Source organism: Metabacillus sp. YM-086, assembly GCF_048059995.1.
GTDB lineage: Bacteria > Bacillota > Bacilli > Bacillales > Bacillaceae > Metabacillus > Metabacillus litoralis_B.
The window spans coordinates 28410-48632 of sequence record NZ_JBLUOI010000021.1 but is presented as its reverse complement, the minus strand read 5'-3'; the positions used below and the strand labels follow the sequence as shown (position 1 = coordinate 48632).

The window sequence follows — 20223 nt, the reverse complement described above, 5'->3', positions numbered from 1 at the left end:
CAGAAATGCTGAACGTTTTTTTTCATTATGTTTAATTTTTTCCTTAAACATATCATCCTATAGTTAAAGTAGCCATTCAAAATTTGTTGTATCTATATACACTATCACCATCAAGTTTATGAGAATAATCAAACCCTTTATTTTTAACTAACCTTTCTCCTTCCTTTGTAATTGTTATGGCTGCTACTTCCTTTACTTTAATTCCATCGTTAATGTAGTTGGTTATTTGATTTTTAACATCGATAAATAAATATCTAGTATATTTTGATTTTTTTGTATTACTTTGGTCGATGTTGATTGTAGCAAAGTAAATATAAAAATTTGTTTGCTTATCGTATTTCTCAACATAGTTAGGTAAATCTTTTTCTTTAATTTCTCCAATTAGTAATTGATCATAATTTTCTTTTTTTAATGGTATAAAACAACAAAATCCTATTATCGTTCCAAATTCTTTTATAATTCTATAACAATAAGGGTTTTTATCTATTATTGTTTTAATAAAAGACTCTTCTACTATCCACTCATTAGGGAAAATTTTCTTATCTAATTCGATTATTCCTTGTGCATCTTCCTTCGTTGCGAAAGTTATATTCATTAAAAAAACCTCATTTTTTTCTTAGAATAAGTCACAGTAAAATACTTGTTCCTTTAATAACAAATTATATAAATATTTTTCTATAAAACTAACCATAGCTCTGAAAATCAATTGTTAAAAATAACTAATTGCACTTAAAATAACATAGCAGTTAACTTTCATTTTATCACTTTAAATCTATAAGCGATTCATAACTATTTGTACACATATTAAAAACATTAAGTTTTTAATGTTAATTCTGGTTGAAAATTAGGAAACATAGTTATATCAAAAAGAATAGGAGTACTAAACACTATACGATTTGTACTCCTAAATAGTGTCTAATTTTCTGTTTTCTCCCCTAGAACCAAAATTAATTCTTTTGCGTAACCTTTTTAATAGCCCAATTTAATCAACCTTCCCCAACTGCGAAGGCAGCATCTGGATTGACTGATTCAATGCATCAAGCTTGCTCTCAATCCTATTAAGCAGATACAACGTGACGATAATAGGAAAGCCGACCTCGCTGATGAATGATATCCATTGCTCCATGGTTTGCACCTCACTTTCTGGTTACTTTTTATTAAGTTGGGCTGACAGAAACGCATTGTCAGCCCAATACCTTATTACGAAAGCACAACATCCTCTACGTTACGCTCTACGATTCTGGCTCCCTTTTTTGACACAAAGTCCCCACCAGTTGAGAAGAAAATGTTTGCTGAAACAATTGTATCCATGACTGTGTTTAAAGCGGCAGTATCAACAGGTTCAATTGGAGAATCGATGTTGATTTTAACCGTTTTTCCTTCTGTGTTTAAAAATTGCAGTTCTAAAGTTTTCGCCATGTTTGTCACCTCCTTTCTGAGTAATTTAGCTCAGCTTAGACTGTAAGCTGATGTGTGTCGCTTCGCTCAACGAGTGTTAATGTTTCAGTTTGTAAGCTAGCGATTGCTTGTGCTACTTGAAGTAGCTGGTCAGGTGTTGCAGCTGTTTTTACATTGTTGTAGCTTTTACGCTTTTCGATAGGTTTGCCGTTGATGTCCATCCCCATGTCGTAAATCAGGCTTAGGTTCGAATCTAAAATCACTTGATCTGCCATGCTGATCACCTCCTTTCGCCCTCTATATATAGAAAAATTGTCATTGGGTAGCGTCTGATTTTATATTTTTTTTAAAAATTTTTTAAATAGGACGCTACCCAATCATGAAAAATCCCTATATAAGCAGTGAAGATTACTTTTTATCTATTAAATAAGGAGTGACAAGCTGTGGAAAAGTTAAATTATGAGACAATTAGGAAGTACCAATCGTTTCAAACGATCGAGGAGATGGACCAGGCTGTGCGAGGTTTTTTATATAAGCATAAAAGTGAACTATCAGAGGGAACACTGGAGGTTCTTCGTGTGATATGGAGGCATTCGGTTAAGGTGATTGGGGTGTCATTTGCAAAGTATGACTATATTGCTGAGAGGGTTGGAGTTAGTCGTCGGACGGTGATTCGCGCGGTGAATACATTAGAGGAAAAGGGGATTGTGAAGAAAGTCGCGACAAAACGAATGAATGGATCACAGGGTGTTAACCTTCTTATCATACAATCCTTTGCTTCTGTTGAGTCAATGCAGGCACCAGTGTCACCCCAGGATGTCACGGCACCTGTCACCCCTAATAAAACAGAGAATAAATTAAGTTCACTCTGTGAGAATAAAAAAAATAATAAAAACATAATACAACAACAAACATCATCCCAAGATGAGATTAACGTTCTACCAAACTCAATTCCTAAAGAATTTGTCCAAGTTGTAAAGCCTTACTTTAATGCAATTGAAATTTATAAGCTATGGAATTCCGTGATGGTTGCTTACAATAAAATGAATTTTCATCAAGAAATTGAGTTTCTTGTAGATCATGTTATTGAAGCCTTTAAGCAAACTCTATTTGCACAAAAGCTAGGAAAAATACATAAGAGTTTTGAAGGATATTTTTATACCGTTCTTTATCAGTTGTTTGTGGATGAATCCAGGAAAGAATACAGAGCCAGGGTTGGCTTGTATGATTTTATTGAAGGTGAGATGAGATTTAATTAAAGCTTTATGAGAAACATACGATATAGAAAGTAGACGATAGAAAAGGGCAGGATACTATGAGACGTTTAGTGATAATCAAGTGGTATAAGATAAGGATGAATTATCTTAAGTTGTTGCTTTGTAGCAGCCTTGATGAAGAAATGAAGGGAAAGCTGTTAGACAAGATTGATAAATGTTCCAAGAAGATCAATGAGCTTAGCATGGATGAATGAGTGAATCCATATAACAGTTTGCTACAATCTGCAACAAATTACATCAAAAGTTTACAAGATTTACAATAATATAACATACTATTCTAGAAAATTAACTTATAATATTGGAGGATATAGTAAATTTTGTAGGAAAATGGAAGGGGGTAAATATGAGGGAAATGATAAAAAACCCTAAGCACAAACTTTGAGCAGCGAGTGCTTAAGGCCTGATAGGAGCTGGATATATTCCAACTATATCCGTATTATATCCAACTCTTTTAGAAATTTAAAGGACTAAATTTTTTGGAGGGTGATAATATGGAACACATTCAAATTTTAGATGATTACATTATCCACGAGTACACAATGGGTATTTTGCCATATTACTCAGATAATGGTGAACTTTACAGCATCGTTCTTGAACAATATAGAGTTGTGAAAGCTGCGTTAAGTCCGATCAAAATCATGAATGACAGTTGCATTTTTTACGGAAGTGATATGGATGGAAGAAAGGCTTCAGCTCATGCCATTTTTGCAGGTAAAAAAATGATGCCTGTAATGGTTAGTGAAAAATATAAGCTGTGTATGATTCCTGTATGCTCTCCTTATAAACCAAAATGTGTGTGGGTTGCTTATCAGCACGTATTAGATATTATGGATGATGATGGTCAGGCGTTGATTCTTTTCACAAATTATAAGAAAGCAAAGGTCGAGTTAACGAAAAGAACATTACATTCAAAGCTTGGAATTGCCGCCCGACTTGTTAGTACATATGATTTAAGGTATGAACGAATAACAGAAGGATTACGTCAGTCCTCTGTGGAAGAAGGAACGGAGTTGTATAAAATCGACCCTGAAAAATTTAAAGAGTAGAATGTAAATAAGCACCTGTCTTTTCGGGTGCTTTTGTCGTCTTTTGTCTAAAATGGTCAAAATATCTAACTTTTGACCTATACAGATGCTATCATCACTAGGTAAAATAGAAGTATCAGGTTGGACACTAGGGGAGTTTTCAATGAATATTTTTAAGCACAAATGGATGTTATATGTTTCTTTAATTATTATTTGTAATATCTTAGTGGGATCTATATACTTCTTTTTTCATCATGAAAGTTTATTTTATCATATTATTTTTATAGTATTGAATTTTTCAATGATTGCCTTACTTATCTATCTACTTGCAACTGTAAACAAGACAACAAAGGATTTGCAGAAGAGTAATCAAAAGCTTAATAGTATTTTTGATTCATTAGATGTTGCGATTTGGTCTCATGATTTTAAAGAGGATAATATTATGATTACCCCTGGAATTGAAAAGCTGTATGGATATTCGCTTCATGAGTTTTACAAAGATCAGCTTTTATGGAAAAAGGTTGTTTATCCTGATGATCTACAGATTATTGAGGATAGGCAGGAAGTGCTGAAGCAAGGTAAACCAATAACTAATTTTTATCGGATTTTAAGGCCTGATGGTGAAGTAAGGTGGATCCGTGATCGTGGAATACCAGTGTTTGACGAAAAAGGGAACTATGTTGACTTCACAAGTGTATTATTTGATGTAACAGATAACAAGGAACGGGAAGAACGATATCGTGGATTAGTTGAGATGTCTCCTGATCTTATTGCTGTGATTCGTAAATGGCAATTTGATTTTATTAATGAGGCAGGCAGTAAATTATTAGGAGAAGGAAACCCTAGTGAGTTAGTTGGGAAATCAATTCTTCGTTACATGCCAACTAAGAGTGTGATGGTCATTAAAGAGACCTTATCTGAAATGAAAGCCCACGAACTTGAAAAAAAACGATTCGAAACTGAAATAGTCCGTCAAGATGGTCGAACGGTTTATATTGAAATTTCAGTGATGAACGTCCTATATGAAGGGCGAAAAGCAAGGCTGATTGTCGGACGAGATATTACCGAACGTAAAAAAGCTGATGAGATGATTCATCAAATGGCTTACTATGATTCGTTAACAGGGCTGCCAAACCGAAACATGTTTAAAGATCATTTAAATGAACACTTAAGTCAAGTAAATGACAATATGCTCGCGGTTTTATTTCTAGATTTAGATCGTTTTAAAATTATTAATGATACAAAAGGACATTCCACTGGCGATCTTCTCCTGCAGAAAGCTGCGAAACGATTGTTAGAGGCTGTTGGTAATCAAGGAATGGTTTCAAGGCAAGGCGGTGACGAGTTTATTATTTTACTAGAGTCAACTTCATATGAGGAGATTGAAGAAGTTGCTCAGGGGATTATCCAAGCTTTTTCTCAGCCGTTCGATTTAAATGGCGATGAATTCTTTGTTACACCTAGTGTGGGGATTAGTCTTTATCCAGTGGACGGAGAGGATCAGGAAACGTTGATTAAAAATGCTGACACTGCAATGTACCTTGCAAAAGAACGTGGGAAAAATAATTATCAATATTATAATTCTACTCTTCAAAATGTATCAACAAGAAAAATGGAACTTGAGGTTGGCCTACGGAAGGCGTTAGCTAATGAACATTTCGAAGTATTCTACCAGCCGCAATACAGGCTGGATACTCGAGAGGTTTGCGGAGTTGAAGCCTTACTACGATGGAAACATCCAAAACTCGGAATGATTTCACCAGCAGACTTCATTCCACTAGCTGAAGAAACAGGGCTCATTGTCCCAATTGGAAGGTGGGTGCTTCGCAAAGTTTGTGAACAGCATAAGCTCTGGAAGGACGCTGGGTTGGGAGCTGTGCCGGTTGCAGTTAACGTTTCGGTTAGACAAATACAGGACTTGGGATTTGTTGATGATGTTAAACAGGCACTGAGGGATTTTAAACTAGATCCTGCAGACCTGGAACTTGAAATCACCGAGAGCATCATGCAAAATATCGAATTCTCTAGAATTGTGTTAAATAAGCTGAAGGAGCTTGGAGTGAAAATCGCAATTGATGACTTTGGGAAAGGCTATTCTTCACTAAGCTACTTAAAGTACCTCCCGATTGATAAAATTAAAATTGATAAATCCTTTGTTGATGATATTTTAGACTCTACACTTAACGGTTCAATTGCTAAGGCTATTATAGAAATGAGTCATACGATGAACTTTTCTGTTATAGCGGAAGGGATAGAGGAAGAAGTACAGCTTGCTTTTCTATTAAACAACTTCTGTGAGCTTGGGCAAGGGTATCTGTTAAGTAAGCCGTTGGATGTTAAGGGAGTAACAGAGTTAATGAAATAGAAACAATTCATCTGGTAATTTTTATGAAGGATGAATGTATATAGTACTGCATTCCTATCCTTGTTATTTAAAAAAAATGTGGATATTAAGGAATAAAGTAAATGAAATAAACCTTACAAAAGATATATGTACACGAATATGGCAGAGCGTGTAGCACTATATTCCTATACATTTGATTTCTTAACAATGATAGAATCAAACCATAATAGGTAGAATGATATAAAACATAGATCTTTTGATAGGGGGAAGATGACATGTTACGAACATATAGACATTGGACAACAAAGGAAGACTTCCGACTTATCTCCTTACGTGAGAGCGGGAAAAGGTATAAAGAGATTGCCGCAATTTTGAATAGAACATCAATAAGTGTAGAGAAAAGATACAGAAAGCTTAAAAAAGAAGCTATTTACACATATTAAGTCAATCTTTGAGGGGTAGAAGATGAAAACCCAAACAATGACGAGAGAAAACCTGTTGGAAGATATAGAAGCAGCACGACAAGAACTAATCAAAGCTGTTAATGAGTTTGGAATGAACCATGAAATAGTGCTAATATCTAGTGAGAAATTAGATAGACTTATAAGTTTGTTTCAGCGAGCATTCTAGTTATGGTTAAATAAATAGATAAAACCCCGAGTGACACACTCGGGGTTTTTACTGTATATAATAATTATTCCGCAAGCCCAGGGGAGGCGTTAGAAACCCCAGCACCTGATTCCTCGCGTGCACCGGACCCTCCAGCTCGCCCGCTAATCAACAGTCCAATGATCACGCCAATAACTGCAGGCAAGATCCAGCCCACACCTTTGTCGTAAAGAGGAACATAGCTCAATGTAGAATCTAATGCTCTGCCTAGGAACGTGCTATTAATTGTTTCGAGCACACTAAATGCAGCTGTGAAAAGTGTTGCAACCAAGTATACTTGATTATTAATCCAATCCTGACATAAACCTAAAACGATCAATACAACCGCTACAGGGTAGATAGCTCCTAAAATTGGAACGGAGATTGATAGAATTTGAGTTAATCCCATGTTCGCTAATAGTAGGCTAATAACTGTTAAAACAACCGCCCACTTTGCATAAGAAAGCTTTGGGAAAATCGTAGAGAAATACTGACTGCATGAAATAACAAGTCCGATACATACGCATAAGCAAGCTAATGTGAACAACAACCCAAGCATCACAATGCCCACTCCGCCAAACAATTGATTCATAACAATTGTTAACACTTGAGCGCCGTTTTCTGCTTCACCATGTGATGTGCTAGAAGCCCCGAAGAACGCAAGAATTCCATAGATTGAAGCTAGTAAAACACCGGCTATAATCCCAGCATAGCCCATGTATTTTGACACTGATTTCGAGTCTGTTACACCTTTTGTGCGTATTGTATTTGCTACAACAATTCCAAACACTAACGCCGCAAGGGCATCCATTGTTAAATACCCATCCATAAACCCTTGGAAAAATCCGTTCTGCGCATAAGCACCTGTTGCTTCTGAAAACGCCCCAATAGGTGTAAGTAAGCTTTTTACAAAAATGATCACAATCATAACTAATAAAAGTGGCGTTAACAGCTTACCGAATCGGTCCACTAGTTTAGAAGGATTTAAGCTCAGCCATAATGTAATCGCAAAAAAGACGACTGTGTAGAAGAATAAAACCATCGGTTGGCTTACTCCTTCAGCTGGTAGGAACGGCTTTAATCCCATTTCGTAGGCAGTAGAGCCTGCGCGGGGAATCGCTAGACCAGGACCAATTGATACATAAATTAAAAACGGAAAAAGAAACGCGAAAACAGGATGCACTCTGTTTACTAATGTATCAAGGCTACCTGCCTTTGCAACAGCTAAAACCCCTAGAATCGGAAGTCCAACTGCAGTTAAGATAAATCCAGCAAGTGAAAGCCACACATCCTCTCCTGCCGATCTACCTAAAAATGCCGGGAAAATCAGGTTTCCGGCTCCGAAGAACATAGAAAATAACATAAAACTAATAAGAATAAGTTCTTTTTTCTTAAGCATATGATAATGACTCCTTAAAAGATAATAGGCAGAATTATAACAAGGAGAGAACATAAAATCTAGTAAACTCTAAAAAGTGCAACTTTTAAAATTATTGTTTATATTCTGATTAGAAAGATATCTTAAGATAGAAAAAATTGCATGTTTGAAATTTTTATAAAATTTATTTTTTTCCTACAACATCGACAATATTTTATGTTAAACTATCTTTTGTGCTTTTTTTCGACAAACATTCATATATTGATATAACTTATTCATGCAGGAGGATATTATGGTAAAAAAATTATCCGGTAAGGAAACAATTGTTATCGGCTTAATGCTGTTTGCCTTGTTTTTAGGTGCAGGTAATATGATTTTTCCACCCGCCATGGGACAGCAGGCTGGTGAGCATGTTTGGGCAGCAACTCTAGGGTTTCTTATAACAGGTGTTGGACTTCCCTTTTTAGGTATTTTAGCCATTGCTTTGTCAGGCAGTGACATTCAAACAATCGGAAATAAAGTTCATCCAAAGTTCGGTCTGATTTTTCCGATTATTTTGTATTTAACAATCGGGCCATTTTTCGGAATCCCACGAACAGCAACAGTGGCTTTTGAGATTGGAGTAACTCCATTTCTACCTGTTGATCTTTCAGCACAAGGATTTCCGCTTTTCATTTATACGATATTGTTTTTTGCGATAACATTTTGGTTGGCGTTGAATCCGAGTAAATTAGTAGATCGTATTGGTAAAATGCTAACTCCGGCACTCTTGATTATTTTGGTGATCTTAACAGCAAAAGCTGTTTTAACTCCAATGGGATCACTACAAGCACCGCAGAATGAGTATATAGAAGGAGCCTTTTTCAAAGGATTCCTAGAAGGTTACTTAACAATGGATACGTTAAGTGCACTTGTTTTTGGCATTGTTATTGTTTCGGCAATAAAAGAAAGAGGGATCTCAGAACGAGTAGAAGTGATGAAGGTTTGCATCAAGGCGGGGTTAATCGCGTGTGTTGGGTTAATCTTTGTCTATGTTTCTCTATCGTTTATCGGAGCAACAAGTGTTTCTCAAATCGGCTACCTGGACAACGGGGGAGCCATTCTCTCTGCAACAGCAAGCGCATTGTTTGGTTCGTTGGGGAAGGGAATCTTAGCACTAGCAATTACGTTTGCATGTTTAACAACAAGTGTTGGACTAGTATCTGCTTGTGGAAATTACCTATCAAAAGTGTTTCCGAGATTCTCATATAAACAGGTTATCTTCGTTTTATCTGTTTTTAGTACATGCATTGCGAACTTTGGATTATCACAGCTAATCTCAGTTTCAGTTCCATTATTGGTTGCGCTATATCCGTTAGCGATTGTGCTTATTGCATTATCCTTTGTAGACTATGCAGTTGGGATCAAATCGAGAGTCTATGTTTTCAGCTTAATTGCTACAGCAGTTTTCAGTATAATTGACGGGTTAACTGCGGCAAGTATCGCGATTCCAGGGATGAGCCTTTTAGTAGACTACGTTCCGCTCTTTGAGATCGGACTGGGATGGTTGGTACCAGCAGTTATTGGTGCGTTAATTGGTGGAGTTATAAGAAAATAGACTTAAAAAGTAGTAATCAACCTTACAAATTAGGGAAGATTACTACTTTTTTAATTGTAATAACGTCAAATTCATGTGACATATTTAAAATTTAGCTTTTTTAAGGGTATTACTTTGAAGTAGGTAACTTTTAAACAGTTTTTCCCTCTGTATTACGTATGATAATAAACAGACTAGTTTTAGGTATTACCCCTTTTATCTCCGATTCAACAAAATTCAACAAAATTCAGCTGAAATATCCATTTAAGTTTAGATTCTGGGTTCACAGTGCTTGCCTCAAGCCAAAAGTAGGTTACAACCAACAAAAAACAGCTACTAATTTTATAATTAGTAGCTGCTTATAGAGGGCTTATACCAACTCCAACAACGGCTCTTCCGCATCCTTCGCTATCTGATTAACAACCTTAGAAAGCCCTTTAACACCCTTTTCCTTCTCAATCCATTTAGCCAGTGCTTTTGTTGTGCTAGCAAAGTCTTTAACAACAGTCTTGGTTAGTGGTTTGTAGAGGTTCGGGAAATCTGCCAGGAATACGTTGTGCCAGAATGTTTCGTCGCATTCTTCCCAGCTTGAAACAGGGTGTTCTAGGAAGATTTCTCTTAGATCAAATAAGCAGTTTCGATATTTTCTTAGAGTAAGATCTGATTTTCCTTCTGTTTTTTCCTTGAAGAATGTCACGAAATCTCCAGCAAAGAAATTATCAACCGTTGCTGGTGTGAAGCCTAACAGTTCATAGTTTGGGATATCTTCTTCTTTTACGATCGATTTTTTCTTAGCTAAAGGTGAATCGATTTTCTCGATTGAAGATGCTCGACTTTTTCCACCTGTAACAAACGGTGATAGAGGAAGGCCCAATTCTCTACGTACTGAATTAAAGTCTGGTGTAACAGCGATATCCTTAAACTCATAGTGAGCTTGAACATATAAGCTGTATTCTCTTTGCTGCAAGTATGCCTCAACCTCGTCCTTGCGTCCTGCTGCAATCAACTCACTAATCGATTGACCATCAAACAATGGAAGAGATTTATCTAAATCAAAACGCAGATCATGCTTTGCGTAGAAAGCAAAGTACTGTGGCGTATCTTCATTCATCGAAGAAATGGTGTTGATGATTTCAACCTGGAAAGGAACGGTTTGTGTATGTGTTTCTTCGTTCACAAATGAAACAGCACCAACGCGTTCCATCATACCTTTGAATTCTTCCGCTCTTGCTTCATCTAATGTAACAAATGTAAGCTGATTTCCTTCAATTCGGATCGAGCCGTATACCGAACCCATGCGGATTGGGCCGGAAATTTCGCTATCTGAGTATTGGTGCCAGTTTTCAACCCAATTGCAAAGCTTTTGCGCTGGCTCCCATTTATCCATTACGAAAATTCCCTCGTTTTGAAAGAAAGAATCAACAGCTTCGAAATCTTCAATTGTATAGTAGGAATTGTATTGATGAATTTCCTTTGTCCCTAATTCACGTTCTTCGCCCTTAGCAATCGCAGCTAAAATCTCAGGGAAGTAATCCATAAGTATTTGCTCATGATTAAGCTCTTTTTCTTCACGAAGCTCGTCCACTTTTTTCACAGCATAGTGGAAGTTTTGTGGGCTTTCGAATTTTCGTACACCATTAAAATAGAACAATGTATCAAAAGGCTCTAATAAAGCAATCGTTCCGTACCATGGTGCAACACTTGGCAGGTTTTCCTGCATACGGGCAACAGGGAATCTCTCATGAGTGAAAGCATCTTCGAAAAGAACACTTTTCTCTCCTGAATCGATCGCCTGTATAAGCCTTGGCTTAAGAGATGACCAAGTGTTCGCCATTTCGCGCTCATCTTCTGAAAGGCGAGACCCATTTTCATGTACAAACAACTCAATTCCACGCAGACCATTTTCAAAACGGTTAAAAAAGATCAGCCAAAAATCGAAGAACTGTTTTTCTGCCTGTTCGTTCAAAGTATGATCCGTTCTTCTTTTAAATTCCGTATGTAATTGGTATTGTTTACTTAAAGGAAGCTTCTTAGAAACAAAGTCCTTCACCTTTACAACTAGTGCATGCTTTTGCTGATAAAAGCGTTCTTCCTTTACGGCATGAAGCTGAATCACATTTTCTTTCTTCATGCAGCACTTTTTATATTTTTTTCCGCTCCCACAAGAACACGGATCGTTACGTCTTAATTCCAATTTCATCACCTATCATTCTTTTCTAAATGTATCTTCTGTGGATGTCCTAGTAACAATCTTATAACAAATTTGTGATTCTATCTACCTTCTGCGACGTTCGTATGTATACCAAGTGTGATTTTAGTGGAAAGATGGGATAGGATCAAGTGTCTTGAACTGAAAACTTTTTAATAGAACAATGAAACTTTCAAGAATGGCGATACGTACTAAATAGTAGGAATCATAAACTATAGGAGACGATTAACATGAATCAATTTGTCAATTTTTTCATACAGTCCACCACTGCGTTTGTATCAACGGGTGCGATCTGGATGGTCAGCTTTTTTCCACTGGATCAAACGTACCTTATGTCGAGTGCCTATGCGTTGGGGGGAGGGGCCATTGCCTTTGCCGGAACAAAAGCACTAACAACTCAACGCTTTTTAAAACAAAACCAACTTTCAAGAAAAGAGTACAAATATATTCATCATCATTTAAAGGAAGCAGATAAAAAAATAAAACGTCTTCGCAAAACATTTTTTACGATCCGATCAGTTTCTTCCATTAAACAAAATATCGAACTGTATCGTGTTGTGAATCGTATTTATTCGATTACAAAAAAAGAGCCGAAGCGTTTTTACCTAGCCGAGCAGTTTTACTATTCTCACTTAGACTCGCTCGTTGAGTTAAGCGAAAAATATGCATTCTTAGCTTCACAGCCGAAAAAGAACCGTGAATTATCTCACTCTCTAGATGAAACGCGTGACACGATTTCCAAGCTTTCAGAAAAACTGGAGAAGGATTTACACGATGTTTTGTCTAAAGATATATCTCAATTGAACTTCGAACTGGATGTTGCAAAACTTTCAATTAAAAAATAGTAGGAGGCCATCCCAATGAAAAGCGAATTAGATCAGCTGCTTGCCAATCCATTTGGCGAAGAAGAGCTACAAATAAATGAAGTAAAAACAGAGCAAGGAGAACCAAAGCAGGTGAAGCTTATTGACGTTTTACCTGAAGAAAACCGCCAAAAGGCAATTCAGCTTGCTGAGCAAATTGATCCAAAAAACCAACAAGCGATTTCATTATATGGATCACAGGCACAATCAAAGCTATTAAACTTTTCACACTCGATGTTGGATCATGTTCAGAAAAAAGACACCGGTGAAATTGGCGAAATTATCGGTGACTTAATGAAAAAATTAGAGCAAGTAAGCCCTGATGCTCTAAAGCCTGAAAAACGTGGACTGATTTCTAAGGTGTTTGGAAAACTATCAAACTCCGTCCAGGAAGTATTAACAAAATACCAAAAAACAGGTGTGCAAATCGATCGCATTAGTGTGAAGCTGGATCATGCAAAAACGGGTTTGTTAAAGGACATCACGGTTCTTGAGCAGCTTTATGAACAAAACAAAGAATACTTTCATGCGCTGAACGTCTACATCGCAGCGGGCGAATTAAAAATAGAAGAGCTCGAAACAAAACTAATCCCAGAACTGAAGAAAAAAGCAGAAGCCACACAAGACCAAATGGCGTTTCAAGAGGTAAACGACCTCATGCAATTTGCCGACAGATTAGAAAAACGCACACATGACCTTGTGTTAAGCAGACAAATCACCATGCAAAGCGCCCCGCAAATTCGCTTAATTCAAAGTGCAAACCAAGCGTTGGTTGAAAAAATTCAATCATCCATTACAACGGCGATTCCGTTGTGGAAAAACCAAGTGGCCATTGCCTTAACCCTGCTGCGTCAAAAAGATGCGGTAGAAGCACAGAAGCTTGTGTCTAAAACAACGAATGACTTGCTTCTGAAAAATGCGGAAATGCTGAAAGTGAACACAATTGAAACAGCGAAAGAAAACGAACGAGGACTAGTAGATGTGGATACATTGAAGAAGGTTCAAGACCACTTAGTCTCTACTCTAGAAGAAACACTCCGTATCCAAGCGGAAGGGCGTGCGAAGCGACTGCAGGCAGAGCAGGATCTTGCGATGATGGAGACGGATTTGAAGAAGAAGCTGGCGGGAATGTAAGGTTGTTTATAAACAGATAGGGCTGGCCTAACCAAGCCCTATTTTTTTAGGTGCATAACAAGCAGATAAGCAGGAATAGAATCGTATAGAAATCTCGTAATTTCACATGTGAACACTCTCCGGGGAGTGTATCCTCAAATGAACAAGTGAGGTGAATAAAGAATGGAAATGTTTTCTAAGGATCACCGATTCTTTTCGAATAAACTCCCAAATTGGGCGGTCGGTGCTCATGTAACGCTTATTTTATTTTTACTGCTTTTAGGTCTAGGAATTACCTACCTTGCGTTTACAGTAGCGTTGGGAAGCAGTCTTGGCTCTTTTCTATTATTATTGTTTGCCGCTCTAATTATTTTATTTTTAGCTCTATTTGGATATAAAAATTTAAGAAAATACCTAGATTATGCAATAAAAGTAGAACTCCGTGATGATGGCTATTATTATAGTTTTCATAATAAAAAAACAACGAAAACAGAGGAAATCCTATTACCTTATCAAAAAATCGATTATGTTCTTATTGGAAAAAGCTACATTTTATTGCCGAAGAATGAACAAACTTTAGATGGAATTAAACCAAGATTGAAAAAGGTCGCGCAAGCAAAATTATATATTAAAGGAAGCAGTACCTTAGAAAAGGAAGAAGTATTAACGTTTAAAATTGGTCATAACGAAATGTTTGATGAATGGGTTCGTGTTTTTAGAGAAAATCAGGTGCCTCTTTATCATACTGAATTATCATTAAATAAGACTCCAAATACATCAGAGGCCATTGCGGGAATTCCTAAGCAAGAATATGAAGGCACATTATCGTTTAACATAGGCGATATTATTAGTGATTTTGCTAAAGATGATGAGTATTTAACAGAAGAAATTAAAATGAGATTGGAGAATAACAGGAAAAGGAGACATTCCTACAGTGTTTTTATAGCTCTCGTTCAAATACCAATGGTTAGTCTGTGGTTTCCACACTTTCCAATTGAAGATGGATTTTTTAGTTCAATTGACATGCTTCCATGGTTATTAACACTAATAGCATTATTCATTGTAAACGCAGGGAATAGTAAATGGTATAAACCGTTATTGGATGGATTTTTAGTGGTTCTGGCTATAAACATTGGAACATTACTTTCAACAAATCAAACAGAAGAATTCAGTGAAGCTGTTTTAAGTTACAACTTAATGGTCACCATCTTCTTTTTGGCGGGCAGTTACCTATTTATGTTCTGTAGGTGGTTGTGGAGGAAGTTTAGATAGGTTTGTGGTGCCTGTCACTCCCCGAAATTTGTCGAACAAAAAGCCCTGTGTCAACACCAGACACAGGGCTTTTCCTAATTCCGCACAATCGACAATGCCTTCTCCAAGATCTCTGACTTCCGCAGCTCTTTCTGCTCCAAGTATTTATCTTTGAACTCTTCAGCTTCGGCTCCGTTATATCCATTTGAGACGAGCTCTTTAGACATCTCTTCATAAAGAGCCTTAAACGCAGCTTCTGTTTCATCCTCAATCTTTTGACCTTCATCGGCGTATTTTTTATAAAGGTCTTTAAGGGAGACATCCTCAGCTTCTGAAAACTCTTGGTAATCATTTTTTGCTTCATTGAATAAAGCATCAATTTTCTCATTCGTTTTCGCTTCCAAATCCTCGAACTTCTGCTGATAACGTGCCTTAATTTCTTCAACAGAGCTAACCTCAACATGACCAATTTTTGTAGAATTAAAAACAGTCTGGCCAGGAACGTCTAATTCTTTCACAATTTGCCTTTGAGGTGTGTGACTCGTTGGTGACTCCTTTTCATCAATTAATACATATTTGCTACCAAGATAGATAATAACCAAAAGAATAAATGCAAAAATCGTAATCCTTCTCATATCAATCATCATCAAGCCTCCTTCCATTTCTCCATCTTGGTCACTTTTCAAAACTTATAAACACATCATGGATAAAATTAACAGGATACGCTAAGATAACGGAAGAGGCGTTAAATAGAGGAGGCTGGAAACATGAAATTTGATTTACATACACATCACGAGCGCTGCGGACACGCACTTGGAACAATTGAGGATTATGTGAAGCAGGCGATTGATTATGGCTTAAAGTATATTGGGATTTCTGATCATACTCCGTATTTTCACAGTGAAGAGGATCAGCTGTATCCAGGTATTGCAATGGCAAAAAGTGATCTTGCTAAATATGTAGAGGAAGTTCTTTCTTTAAAAGAAAAATATCAAGATAAAATTCATGTGCTACTAGGCATGGAAAGTGATTTTTTCCCGGATCATTTTCATGTTTATCGTGAGCAGCTTCTCAAATATCCGTTTGATTACATAATCGGTTCCGTTCACTATGTACACGATGTGAATATTTTCAAAAAAGGTCGCTGGGAAGGGTTAACATCACAGGAGCAGGTTGAGGTAAAGGACGAGTATTACCGACTCATTCAACTTTCAGCCAAAAGCGGCTTCTTTCAGGTATTAGGTCATATTGACGCGATGAAAGGCTATTATCCTGAGTTTTCTGCGATTGAAACAAATATGATTGATTCAACTTTAGAAGTCATTGGTCAAGAAGATGTCGCAATCGAAATCAATACTTCGGGCAAAACGAAGTATTGTGGTGGCTGGTATCCGTCTGATGATATTTTAGAAAGAGCACTACATTATAATGTGAAAGTAACATTCGGCTCTGATGCACACAAGCCTGAGCGAATTTGCGATGAATTTGAGCTTGTTCAAAAAAGACTGAAGGAAATTGGCTTTAAAGAGTGGGCTTATTTTGTGGAGAAAAAGCGATTTTTAACAAAATTATAATTAATAGAAAATTATGCTTTCTTGTCTAAGTGGGATTATTTATACTAAAAATATGTTCACATATCAAATGTAAGTATGAATAGAATATAGAGGCGGTTATTGTAGTGAGTTCTCTTACGTGGAATGATTACCAAAGGCATAAGAGTTTATTCAGTAATATTTTGGGTAAAATATTGGAAAGTGGACCTGAATGGTTTCAGGGTGAAGCTCAAAAACATTTGAATGAACGAATTGCACGTGGTCATTTAAAGGAACACGCAACTATAGAACAGTATAATCATTTTATTTTATTTTTACTAAATCAACCTAAACATACTTTAACACTTCATTACGATGGAATGAAATATATAGTTGGTAATGGAAAATGGATTGTAATTATAAATGAATCAGGTATAGTTGAAACGTGTTTTCCACCTGATAATTATGTTAAATACTTATCTCCATCTAGGGGTTATGTAGATCTTGGGAAACTTAGGGAGGTGTTGCCAGATGTTGAAGAAATCGAAAAATAATTTTGATGACTTTTTAAATGAATTGACCGAGTATGAAGTAGAGAGAAATCTGAGACAAGACGTGAATAATTTTGGTTTGTCTGTTACAAATTTATTAGTTAGTCCTTATGAAAGTCTCAACATGTTAGATTTACGAGATATTTTGGCTGAAAACTACCAGAAGTTATCTCAGGGTGAAAAAAGAGATTTATACTTTTACGATATTAAGCTATTAAGAAATGCAAAAAATACGTGTGCTCATATTGCAAAGGTATATGACTTTAACTGTAGCAAGTCAATCCCTACTAATCGTTGGTGGTGGCACTTAAATAACAAAACTCTTATTGATCAGATATATCGTGATCATTATTTTGTAAAAAGAGTTGGTAATGTTAAAGAGCATATTGTGGAAGTTGAACTTCACTAATGAATAGAATGAAGACACAAACAAAAGAGCCTTAGTGAGGCTCTTTTGTTTGTTGAAATGGATAATATTATCACAGCTTCAAATCACGTTTCTTTTTATCTTTACTAAAAAACCTCTTCACAATCAAAAACACCGCAGCAATGGCAGCGTACACGAGGAACAGCGCAATATATCCCCACAAACCAACAACTGCATCAATAAATTCCATGTTCCCACGGCTTGTGATAGCTTGCTGAATTTCAATAGCAAAGACAAGCACGAACATAAAGGTTAATGTATAAATAAACGCAACAAGATGCAGGCCGAATGGAAGCTTTGCCAGCCATTTTGTAAAAAGATAAACAACGGCAAACGTGCCAATCCCAATAAAGCCCATAATCCAAAAATGCATATCTTTATCGGTCATCTGAAGTCCGAGCATATCGTTAATCAAAACAATTAAAATGTCATGAATGGAATTAACGATGTTAACGAGAAATAAAATAGCATCCTTCATTCCGTCACACTACTTCCTTAAAAAATTCAAATCCGTCTTATACTATGTTAGATCCGGATGAAAATTGCAATAAGCCTCGTACCTTATTTTTTTAATTCCCGTTCTAATTCTTTTTCAATCTCATCATTGGGAACGACTTCTTTTTTATCAGCGCCAAGGTGTTTTACAATTAGTTTCAATTGGTAGTTCATTTTTGAAAGACTGTATATAACATATAACATAAACAGGGCACATAATATGACTATATAATCACCTAATATTATCTCCATTGAAAATCCCCCTTAAGTAAATCAGTACTTCTCTATGGTACCATATTTATCCATATTTATCTTTCCGCCCAAAGACATAAAGAATATCTCACCACCCCTCATCATACTCTGTATTAGACAGGCAGAGAGGTGTCCAAAATGCGAAGACGTTCATCAAGTAAGCTGCCGATTATTTTGATCGGTCTTGTGATAGTGGTAGGTGGATTTTTTCTAGTTCGCTTGATCTCAGGCTTTGGAGCGAATGATCCTGAAGATGTCGTGAAGGCTTTTTATGAGTATGAGCAAGAAGGTGACTTTGGTAGTGCGTGGGAGCTTTTTCATCCGAGCATGCAGGCGCGGTTTACGAAAAACAGCTATGTGACGGAGCGTTCGCATATTTATATGAGTCATTATGGAGTAACGACATTTTCATATGATTTAGATGGAGAGGAGGAGGTCGAGAATTTTAAAATGGCTAAGGATGCTGAGACGTTTCCGACTGCTTTCAAGATGACGGTGAGTCAAACGTTTAAAAGTAAATTCGGGACGTTTACGGTGGAGCAGGATGTGTATGCCGTTTTGCATGAGGAAGAGTGGAAAGTGGTGTGGGAGTATAAATAAAAAAAGTCCTTCGGGTGAAGGACTTTTTTAATAACCGCTAAAACCATTCATGACAAAGAAAATACCGACTGCAAACAACAGAATCACGAGAATGATCAAGATAATTGAGATAATTAAAATGATCCAACCTGCCACTTTACGTCCGGTTTTAATTAAATAAATACCAAGCACGATCGGACCGAAGATAAATCCTAAAATCCCCCAAAGCCAAGGATTGCGGTTATGCTTTGGTGCATCAATTGCTAAGTAAATCGCGATTGCTATAGAAAGTATAAATCCAAATGAAAATTCCATTAAAAATCCCTCCTTACATACTATATCCTTAAAGAATATGGAATGAAACAAAATTATATGCATTGTCTTTTAGAAATCGAGACAGGATTGAGATGAATGGTCTAAATCCTGTCTCGATAAGAGCAGAATTCGGACAGGAAAGAGGTTCAGTGCTTAAGATCAGTCTCGATAGGAGCCGAATCGTGACAGAAAAGTGATCCAATGTTCAAGTCATGTCTCGATAATACCGGTATCGAGACAGAAACTTGGTCCAGCGCTCAAGATGTGTCTCGATAACCCCAGTATCGGGACAAAAACTCGGTCCAGCGCTCAAGATATGTTTCGATAATACCAGAATCGGGACAGAAACCCGGTCCAGCGCTCAAGATGTGTCTCGATAACCCCAGTATCGGGACAAAAACTCGGTGTAGCGCTCAAGATGTGTCTCGATAACCCCAGTATCGGGACAGAGACTCGGTCCATCGCTTAAGATGTGTCTCGATAATCCCAGAATCGGGACAGAAACTCAGTCCATCGCTCAAGATATGTCTCGATAACCCCAGAATCGGGACAAAAACTCAGTCCATCGCTCAAGATGTGTCTCGATAATCCCAGTATCGAGACACAAACGAGGTTCACCGCTCAAGATGTGTCTCGATAACCCCAGAATCGGGACAGAAACTTGGTCCATTGCTCAAGAATTGTCTCGATAATCCCAGAATCGGGACAGAAACCCGGTCCATCGCTCAAGATATGTCTCGATAACCCCAGTATCGAGACACAAACGAGGTTCACCGCTCAAAATCAGTCTCGATAATCCCAGTATCGGGACAGAAACCCGGTCCATCGCTCAAGATGTGTCTCGATAATCCCAGAATCGGGACAGAAACCCGGTCCATCGCTCAAGATATGTCTCGATAACCCCGGTATCGAGACACAAACGAGGTTCACCGCTCAAAATCAGTCTCGATAACCCCAGTATCGGGACACAAACGAGGTTCACCGCTCAAA

General features: G+C 37.1%; 23 protein-coding genes. 13 read left to right on the top strand and 10 right to left on the bottom strand.

The features are described from left to right. Positions 1–76 precede the first annotated feature (76 nt). From ACEWK1_RS11310 to ACEWK1_RS11295, 4 genes are all read right to left on the bottom strand, one after another. Positions 77–595 (bottom strand): hypothetical protein, encoded by a 519-nt coding sequence (locus ACEWK1_RS11310; RefSeq protein ID WP_416636281.1) that lies wholly within the window; start codon positions 593–595, stop codon positions 77–79. Positions 596–982: 387 nt separating this feature from the next. Further along, a complete protein-coding gene (locus tag ACEWK1_RS11305; RefSeq protein ID WP_416636280.1) occupies positions 983–1126 on the bottom strand; it encodes a YvrJ family protein in 144 nt (47 codons plus the stop codon). A gap of 74 nt (positions 1127–1200) precedes the next feature. Then, positions 1201–1419: a DUF2922 domain-containing protein gene (locus ACEWK1_RS11300; protein WP_121663805.1), complete on the bottom strand. Its 219-nt coding sequence runs from the start codon at positions 1417–1419 to the stop codon at positions 1201–1203. A 35-nt stretch (positions 1420–1454) separates the two neighbouring features. Then, positions 1455–1673 (bottom strand): DUF1659 domain-containing protein, encoded by a 219-nt coding sequence (locus tag ACEWK1_RS11295; RefSeq protein ID WP_247346579.1) that lies wholly within the window; start codon positions 1671–1673, stop codon positions 1455–1457. Between the two features lie 168 nt (positions 1674–1841). Between ACEWK1_RS11295 and ACEWK1_RS11290 the strand changes: the two genes are divergently transcribed. The 5 genes from ACEWK1_RS11290 to ACEWK1_RS11270 all read left to right on the top strand — a co-directional run bounded on the left by ACEWK1_RS11290 (position 1842) and on the right by ACEWK1_RS11270 (position 6674). Further along, positions 1842–2657 carry a helix-turn-helix domain-containing protein gene (locus tag ACEWK1_RS11290; RefSeq protein ID WP_416636279.1) on the top strand — a complete coding sequence of 272 codons (816 nt, stop codon included), beginning with the start codon at positions 1842–1844 and terminating at the stop codon, positions 2655–2657. A 509-nt stretch (positions 2658–3166) separates the two neighbouring features. Beyond that, complete coding sequence (locus tag ACEWK1_RS11285; protein ID WP_416636278.1) at positions 3167–3721, top strand: competence protein ComK; 555 nt, start codon at positions 3167–3169, stop codon at positions 3719–3721. 142 nt (positions 3722–3863) lie between these two features. Next, complete coding sequence (locus tag ACEWK1_RS11280; RefSeq protein ID WP_416636277.1) at positions 3864–6065, top strand: EAL and GGDEF domain-containing protein; 2202 nt, start codon at positions 3864–3866, stop codon at positions 6063–6065. Between the two features lie 254 nt (positions 6066–6319). Further along, positions 6320–6487 (top strand): Myb-like DNA-binding domain-containing protein, encoded by a 168-nt coding sequence (locus ACEWK1_RS11275; protein WP_247346575.1) that lies wholly within the window; start codon positions 6320–6322, stop codon positions 6485–6487. Positions 6488–6509: 22 nt separating this feature from the next. Continuing rightward, positions 6510–6674 (top strand): Spo0E family sporulation regulatory protein-aspartic acid phosphatase, encoded by a 165-nt coding sequence (locus tag ACEWK1_RS11270; RefSeq protein WP_416636276.1) that lies wholly within the window; start codon positions 6510–6512, stop codon positions 6672–6674. Between the two features lie 64 nt (positions 6675–6738). On the opposite strand, the gene brnQ (ACEWK1_RS11265) is transcribed toward ACEWK1_RS11270, so the two are convergent. Then, positions 6739–8091, bottom strand: coding sequence for a branched-chain amino acid transport system II carrier protein (brnQ, locus tag ACEWK1_RS11265; protein WP_416636275.1), 1353 nt, complete (start codon positions 8089–8091; stop codon positions 6739–6741). Positions 8092–8362: 271 nt separating this feature from the next. On the opposite strand from brnQ (ACEWK1_RS11265), the gene brnQ (ACEWK1_RS11260) reads away from it, so the two are divergent. After that, entirely contained in the window at positions 8363–9667 is a 1305-nt protein-coding gene (gene brnQ / locus ACEWK1_RS11260; RefSeq protein WP_416636274.1) for a branched-chain amino acid transport system II carrier protein, read from the top strand. A 349-nt stretch (positions 9668–10016) separates the two neighbouring features. Here the strand turns inward: brnQ (ACEWK1_RS11260) and ACEWK1_RS11255 are convergent, their stop codons facing one another. Beyond that, positions 10017–11846, bottom strand: a complete 1830-nt coding sequence (locus tag ACEWK1_RS11255) for an SEC-C metal-binding domain-containing protein (protein WP_416636273.1) — start codon at positions 11844–11846, stop codon at positions 10017–10019. Positions 11847–12085: 239 nt separating this feature from the next. On the opposite strand from ACEWK1_RS11255, the gene ACEWK1_RS11250 reads away from it, so the two are divergent. The 3 genes from ACEWK1_RS11250 to ACEWK1_RS11240 all read left to right on the top strand — a co-directional run bounded on the left by ACEWK1_RS11250 (position 12086) and on the right by ACEWK1_RS11240 (position 15103). Continuing rightward, entirely contained in the window at positions 12086–12700 is a 615-nt protein-coding gene (locus tag ACEWK1_RS11250; protein WP_416636272.1) for a 5-bromo-4-chloroindolyl phosphate hydrolysis family protein, read from the top strand. A gap of 15 nt (positions 12701–12715) precedes the next feature. After that, complete coding sequence (locus ACEWK1_RS11245) at positions 12716–13852, top strand: toxic anion resistance protein (RefSeq protein WP_098795618.1); 1137 nt, start codon at positions 12716–12718, stop codon at positions 13850–13852. 162 nt (positions 13853–14014) lie between these two features. Then, complete coding sequence (locus tag ACEWK1_RS11240; protein ID WP_416636271.1) at positions 14015–15103, top strand: hypothetical protein; 1089 nt, start codon at positions 14015–14017, stop codon at positions 15101–15103. A 74-nt stretch (positions 15104–15177) separates the two neighbouring features. Here the strand turns inward: ACEWK1_RS11240 and ACEWK1_RS11235 are convergent, their stop codons facing one another. Then, entirely contained in the window at positions 15178–15726 is a 549-nt protein-coding gene (locus tag ACEWK1_RS11235) for a hypothetical protein (RefSeq protein WP_416636270.1), read from the bottom strand. Positions 15727–15849: 123 nt separating this feature from the next. Between ACEWK1_RS11235 and ACEWK1_RS11230 the strand changes: the two genes are divergently transcribed. From ACEWK1_RS11230 to ACEWK1_RS11220, 3 genes are all read left to right on the top strand, one after another. Continuing rightward, positions 15850–16656, top strand: coding sequence for a histidinol-phosphatase (locus ACEWK1_RS11230; protein ID WP_416636269.1), 807 nt, complete (start codon positions 15850–15852; stop codon positions 16654–16656). 104 nt (positions 16657–16760) lie between these two features. Continuing rightward, entirely contained in the window at positions 16761–17168 is a 408-nt protein-coding gene (locus ACEWK1_RS11225) for a hypothetical protein (RefSeq protein ID WP_416636268.1), read from the top strand. Beyond that, positions 17146–17574 carry a hypothetical protein gene (locus tag ACEWK1_RS11220; RefSeq protein ID WP_416636267.1) on the top strand — a complete coding sequence of 143 codons (429 nt, stop codon included), beginning with the start codon at positions 17146–17148 and terminating at the stop codon, positions 17572–17574. Before ACEWK1_RS11225 ends, ACEWK1_RS11220 begins: the two co-directional genes overlap by 23 nt. 70 nt (positions 17575–17644) lie before the next feature. Here the strand turns inward: ACEWK1_RS11220 and ACEWK1_RS11215 are convergent, their stop codons facing one another. Together ACEWK1_RS11215 and ACEWK1_RS11210 are read right to left on the bottom strand one after the other, a co-directional pair. Next, positions 17645–18070, bottom strand: coding sequence for a hypothetical protein (locus ACEWK1_RS11215; RefSeq protein WP_416636266.1), 426 nt, complete (start codon positions 18068–18070; stop codon positions 17645–17647). 83 nt (positions 18071–18153) lie between these two features. After that, the gene (locus tag ACEWK1_RS11210) at positions 18154–18339 is read right to left on the bottom strand and encodes a hypothetical protein (RefSeq protein ID WP_416636265.1); all 186 of its coding nucleotides are present in this window, start codon (positions 18337–18339) and stop codon (positions 18154–18156) included. Between the two features lie 138 nt (positions 18340–18477). Here ACEWK1_RS11210 and ACEWK1_RS11205 point away from each other — a divergent pair, with 138 nt between their 5' ends. Next, the gene (locus ACEWK1_RS11205; RefSeq protein WP_416636264.1) at positions 18478–18939 is read left to right on the top strand and encodes a hypothetical protein; all 462 of its coding nucleotides are present in this window, start codon (positions 18478–18480) and stop codon (positions 18937–18939) included. A gap of 27 nt (positions 18940–18966) precedes the next feature. On the opposite strand, the gene ACEWK1_RS11200 is transcribed toward ACEWK1_RS11205, so the two are convergent. Beyond that, positions 18967–19233 (bottom strand): hypothetical protein, encoded by a 267-nt coding sequence (locus tag ACEWK1_RS11200; protein WP_416636263.1) that lies wholly within the window; start codon positions 19231–19233, stop codon positions 18967–18969. Between the last annotated feature and the right edge of the window lie 990 nt (positions 19234–20223).

Coding starts and splice junctions, on each gene's coding strand:
- ACEWK1_RS11310 (WP_416636281.1), bottom strand. CDS start 595: ATGAATATAACTTTCGCAACGAAGGAAGATGCACAAGGAATAATCGAA.
- ACEWK1_RS11305 (WP_416636280.1), bottom strand. CDS start 1,126: ATGGAGCAATGGATATCATTCATCAGCGAGGTCGGCTTTCCTATTATC.
- ACEWK1_RS11300 (WP_121663805.1), bottom strand. CDS start 1,419: ATGGCGAAAACTTTAGAACTGCAATTTTTAAACACAGAAGGAAAAACG.
- ACEWK1_RS11295 (WP_247346579.1), bottom strand. CDS start 1,673: ATGGCAGATCAAGTGATTTTAGATTCGAACCTAAGCCTGATTTACGAC.
- ACEWK1_RS11285 (WP_416636278.1), top strand. CDS start 3,167: ATGGAACACATTCAAATTTTAGATGATTACATTATCCACGAGTACACA.
- ACEWK1_RS11280 (WP_416636277.1), top strand. CDS start 3,864: ATGAATATTTTTAAGCACAAATGGATGTTATATGTTTCTTTAATTATT.
- ACEWK1_RS11275 (WP_247346575.1), top strand. CDS start 6,320: ATGTTACGAACATATAGACATTGGACAACAAAGGAAGACTTCCGACTT.
- ACEWK1_RS11270 (WP_416636276.1), top strand. CDS start 6,510: ATGAAAACCCAAACAATGACGAGAGAAAACCTGTTGGAAGATATAGAA.
- brnQ (WP_416636275.1), bottom strand. CDS start 8,091: ATGCTTAAGAAAAAAGAACTTATTCTTATTAGTTTTATGTTATTTTCT.
- brnQ (WP_416636274.1), top strand. CDS start 8,363: ATGGTAAAAAAATTATCCGGTAAGGAAACAATTGTTATCGGCTTAATG.
- ACEWK1_RS11255 (WP_416636273.1), bottom strand. CDS start 11,846: ATGAAATTGGAATTAAGACGTAACGATCCGTGTTCTTGTGGGAGCGGA.
- ACEWK1_RS11250 (WP_416636272.1), top strand. CDS start 12,086: ATGAATCAATTTGTCAATTTTTTCATACAGTCCACCACTGCGTTTGTA.
- ACEWK1_RS11245 (WP_098795618.1), top strand. CDS start 12,716: ATGAAAAGCGAATTAGATCAGCTGCTTGCCAATCCATTTGGCGAAGAA.
- ACEWK1_RS11240 (WP_416636271.1), top strand. CDS start 14,015: ATGGAAATGTTTTCTAAGGATCACCGATTCTTTTCGAATAAACTCCCA.
- ACEWK1_RS11235 (WP_416636270.1), bottom strand. CDS start 15,726: ATGATTGATATGAGAAGGATTACGATTTTTGCATTTATTCTTTTGGTT.
- ACEWK1_RS11230 (WP_416636269.1), top strand. CDS start 15,850: ATGAAATTTGATTTACATACACATCACGAGCGCTGCGGACACGCACTT.
- ACEWK1_RS11220 (WP_416636267.1), top strand. CDS start 17,146: ATGTTGAAGAAATCGAAAAATAATTTTGATGACTTTTTAAATGAATTG.
- ACEWK1_RS11215 (WP_416636266.1), bottom strand. CDS start 18,070: ATGAAGGATGCTATTTTATTTCTCGTTAACATCGTTAATTCCATTCAT.
- ACEWK1_RS11210 (WP_416636265.1), bottom strand. CDS start 18,339: ATGGAGATAATATTAGGTGATTATATAGTCATATTATGTGCCCTGTTT.
- ACEWK1_RS11205 (WP_416636264.1), top strand. CDS start 18,478: ATGCGAAGACGTTCATCAAGTAAGCTGCCGATTATTTTGATCGGTCTT.
- ACEWK1_RS11200 (WP_416636263.1), bottom strand. CDS start 19,233: ATGGAATTTTCATTTGGATTTATACTTTCTATAGCAATCGCGATTTAC.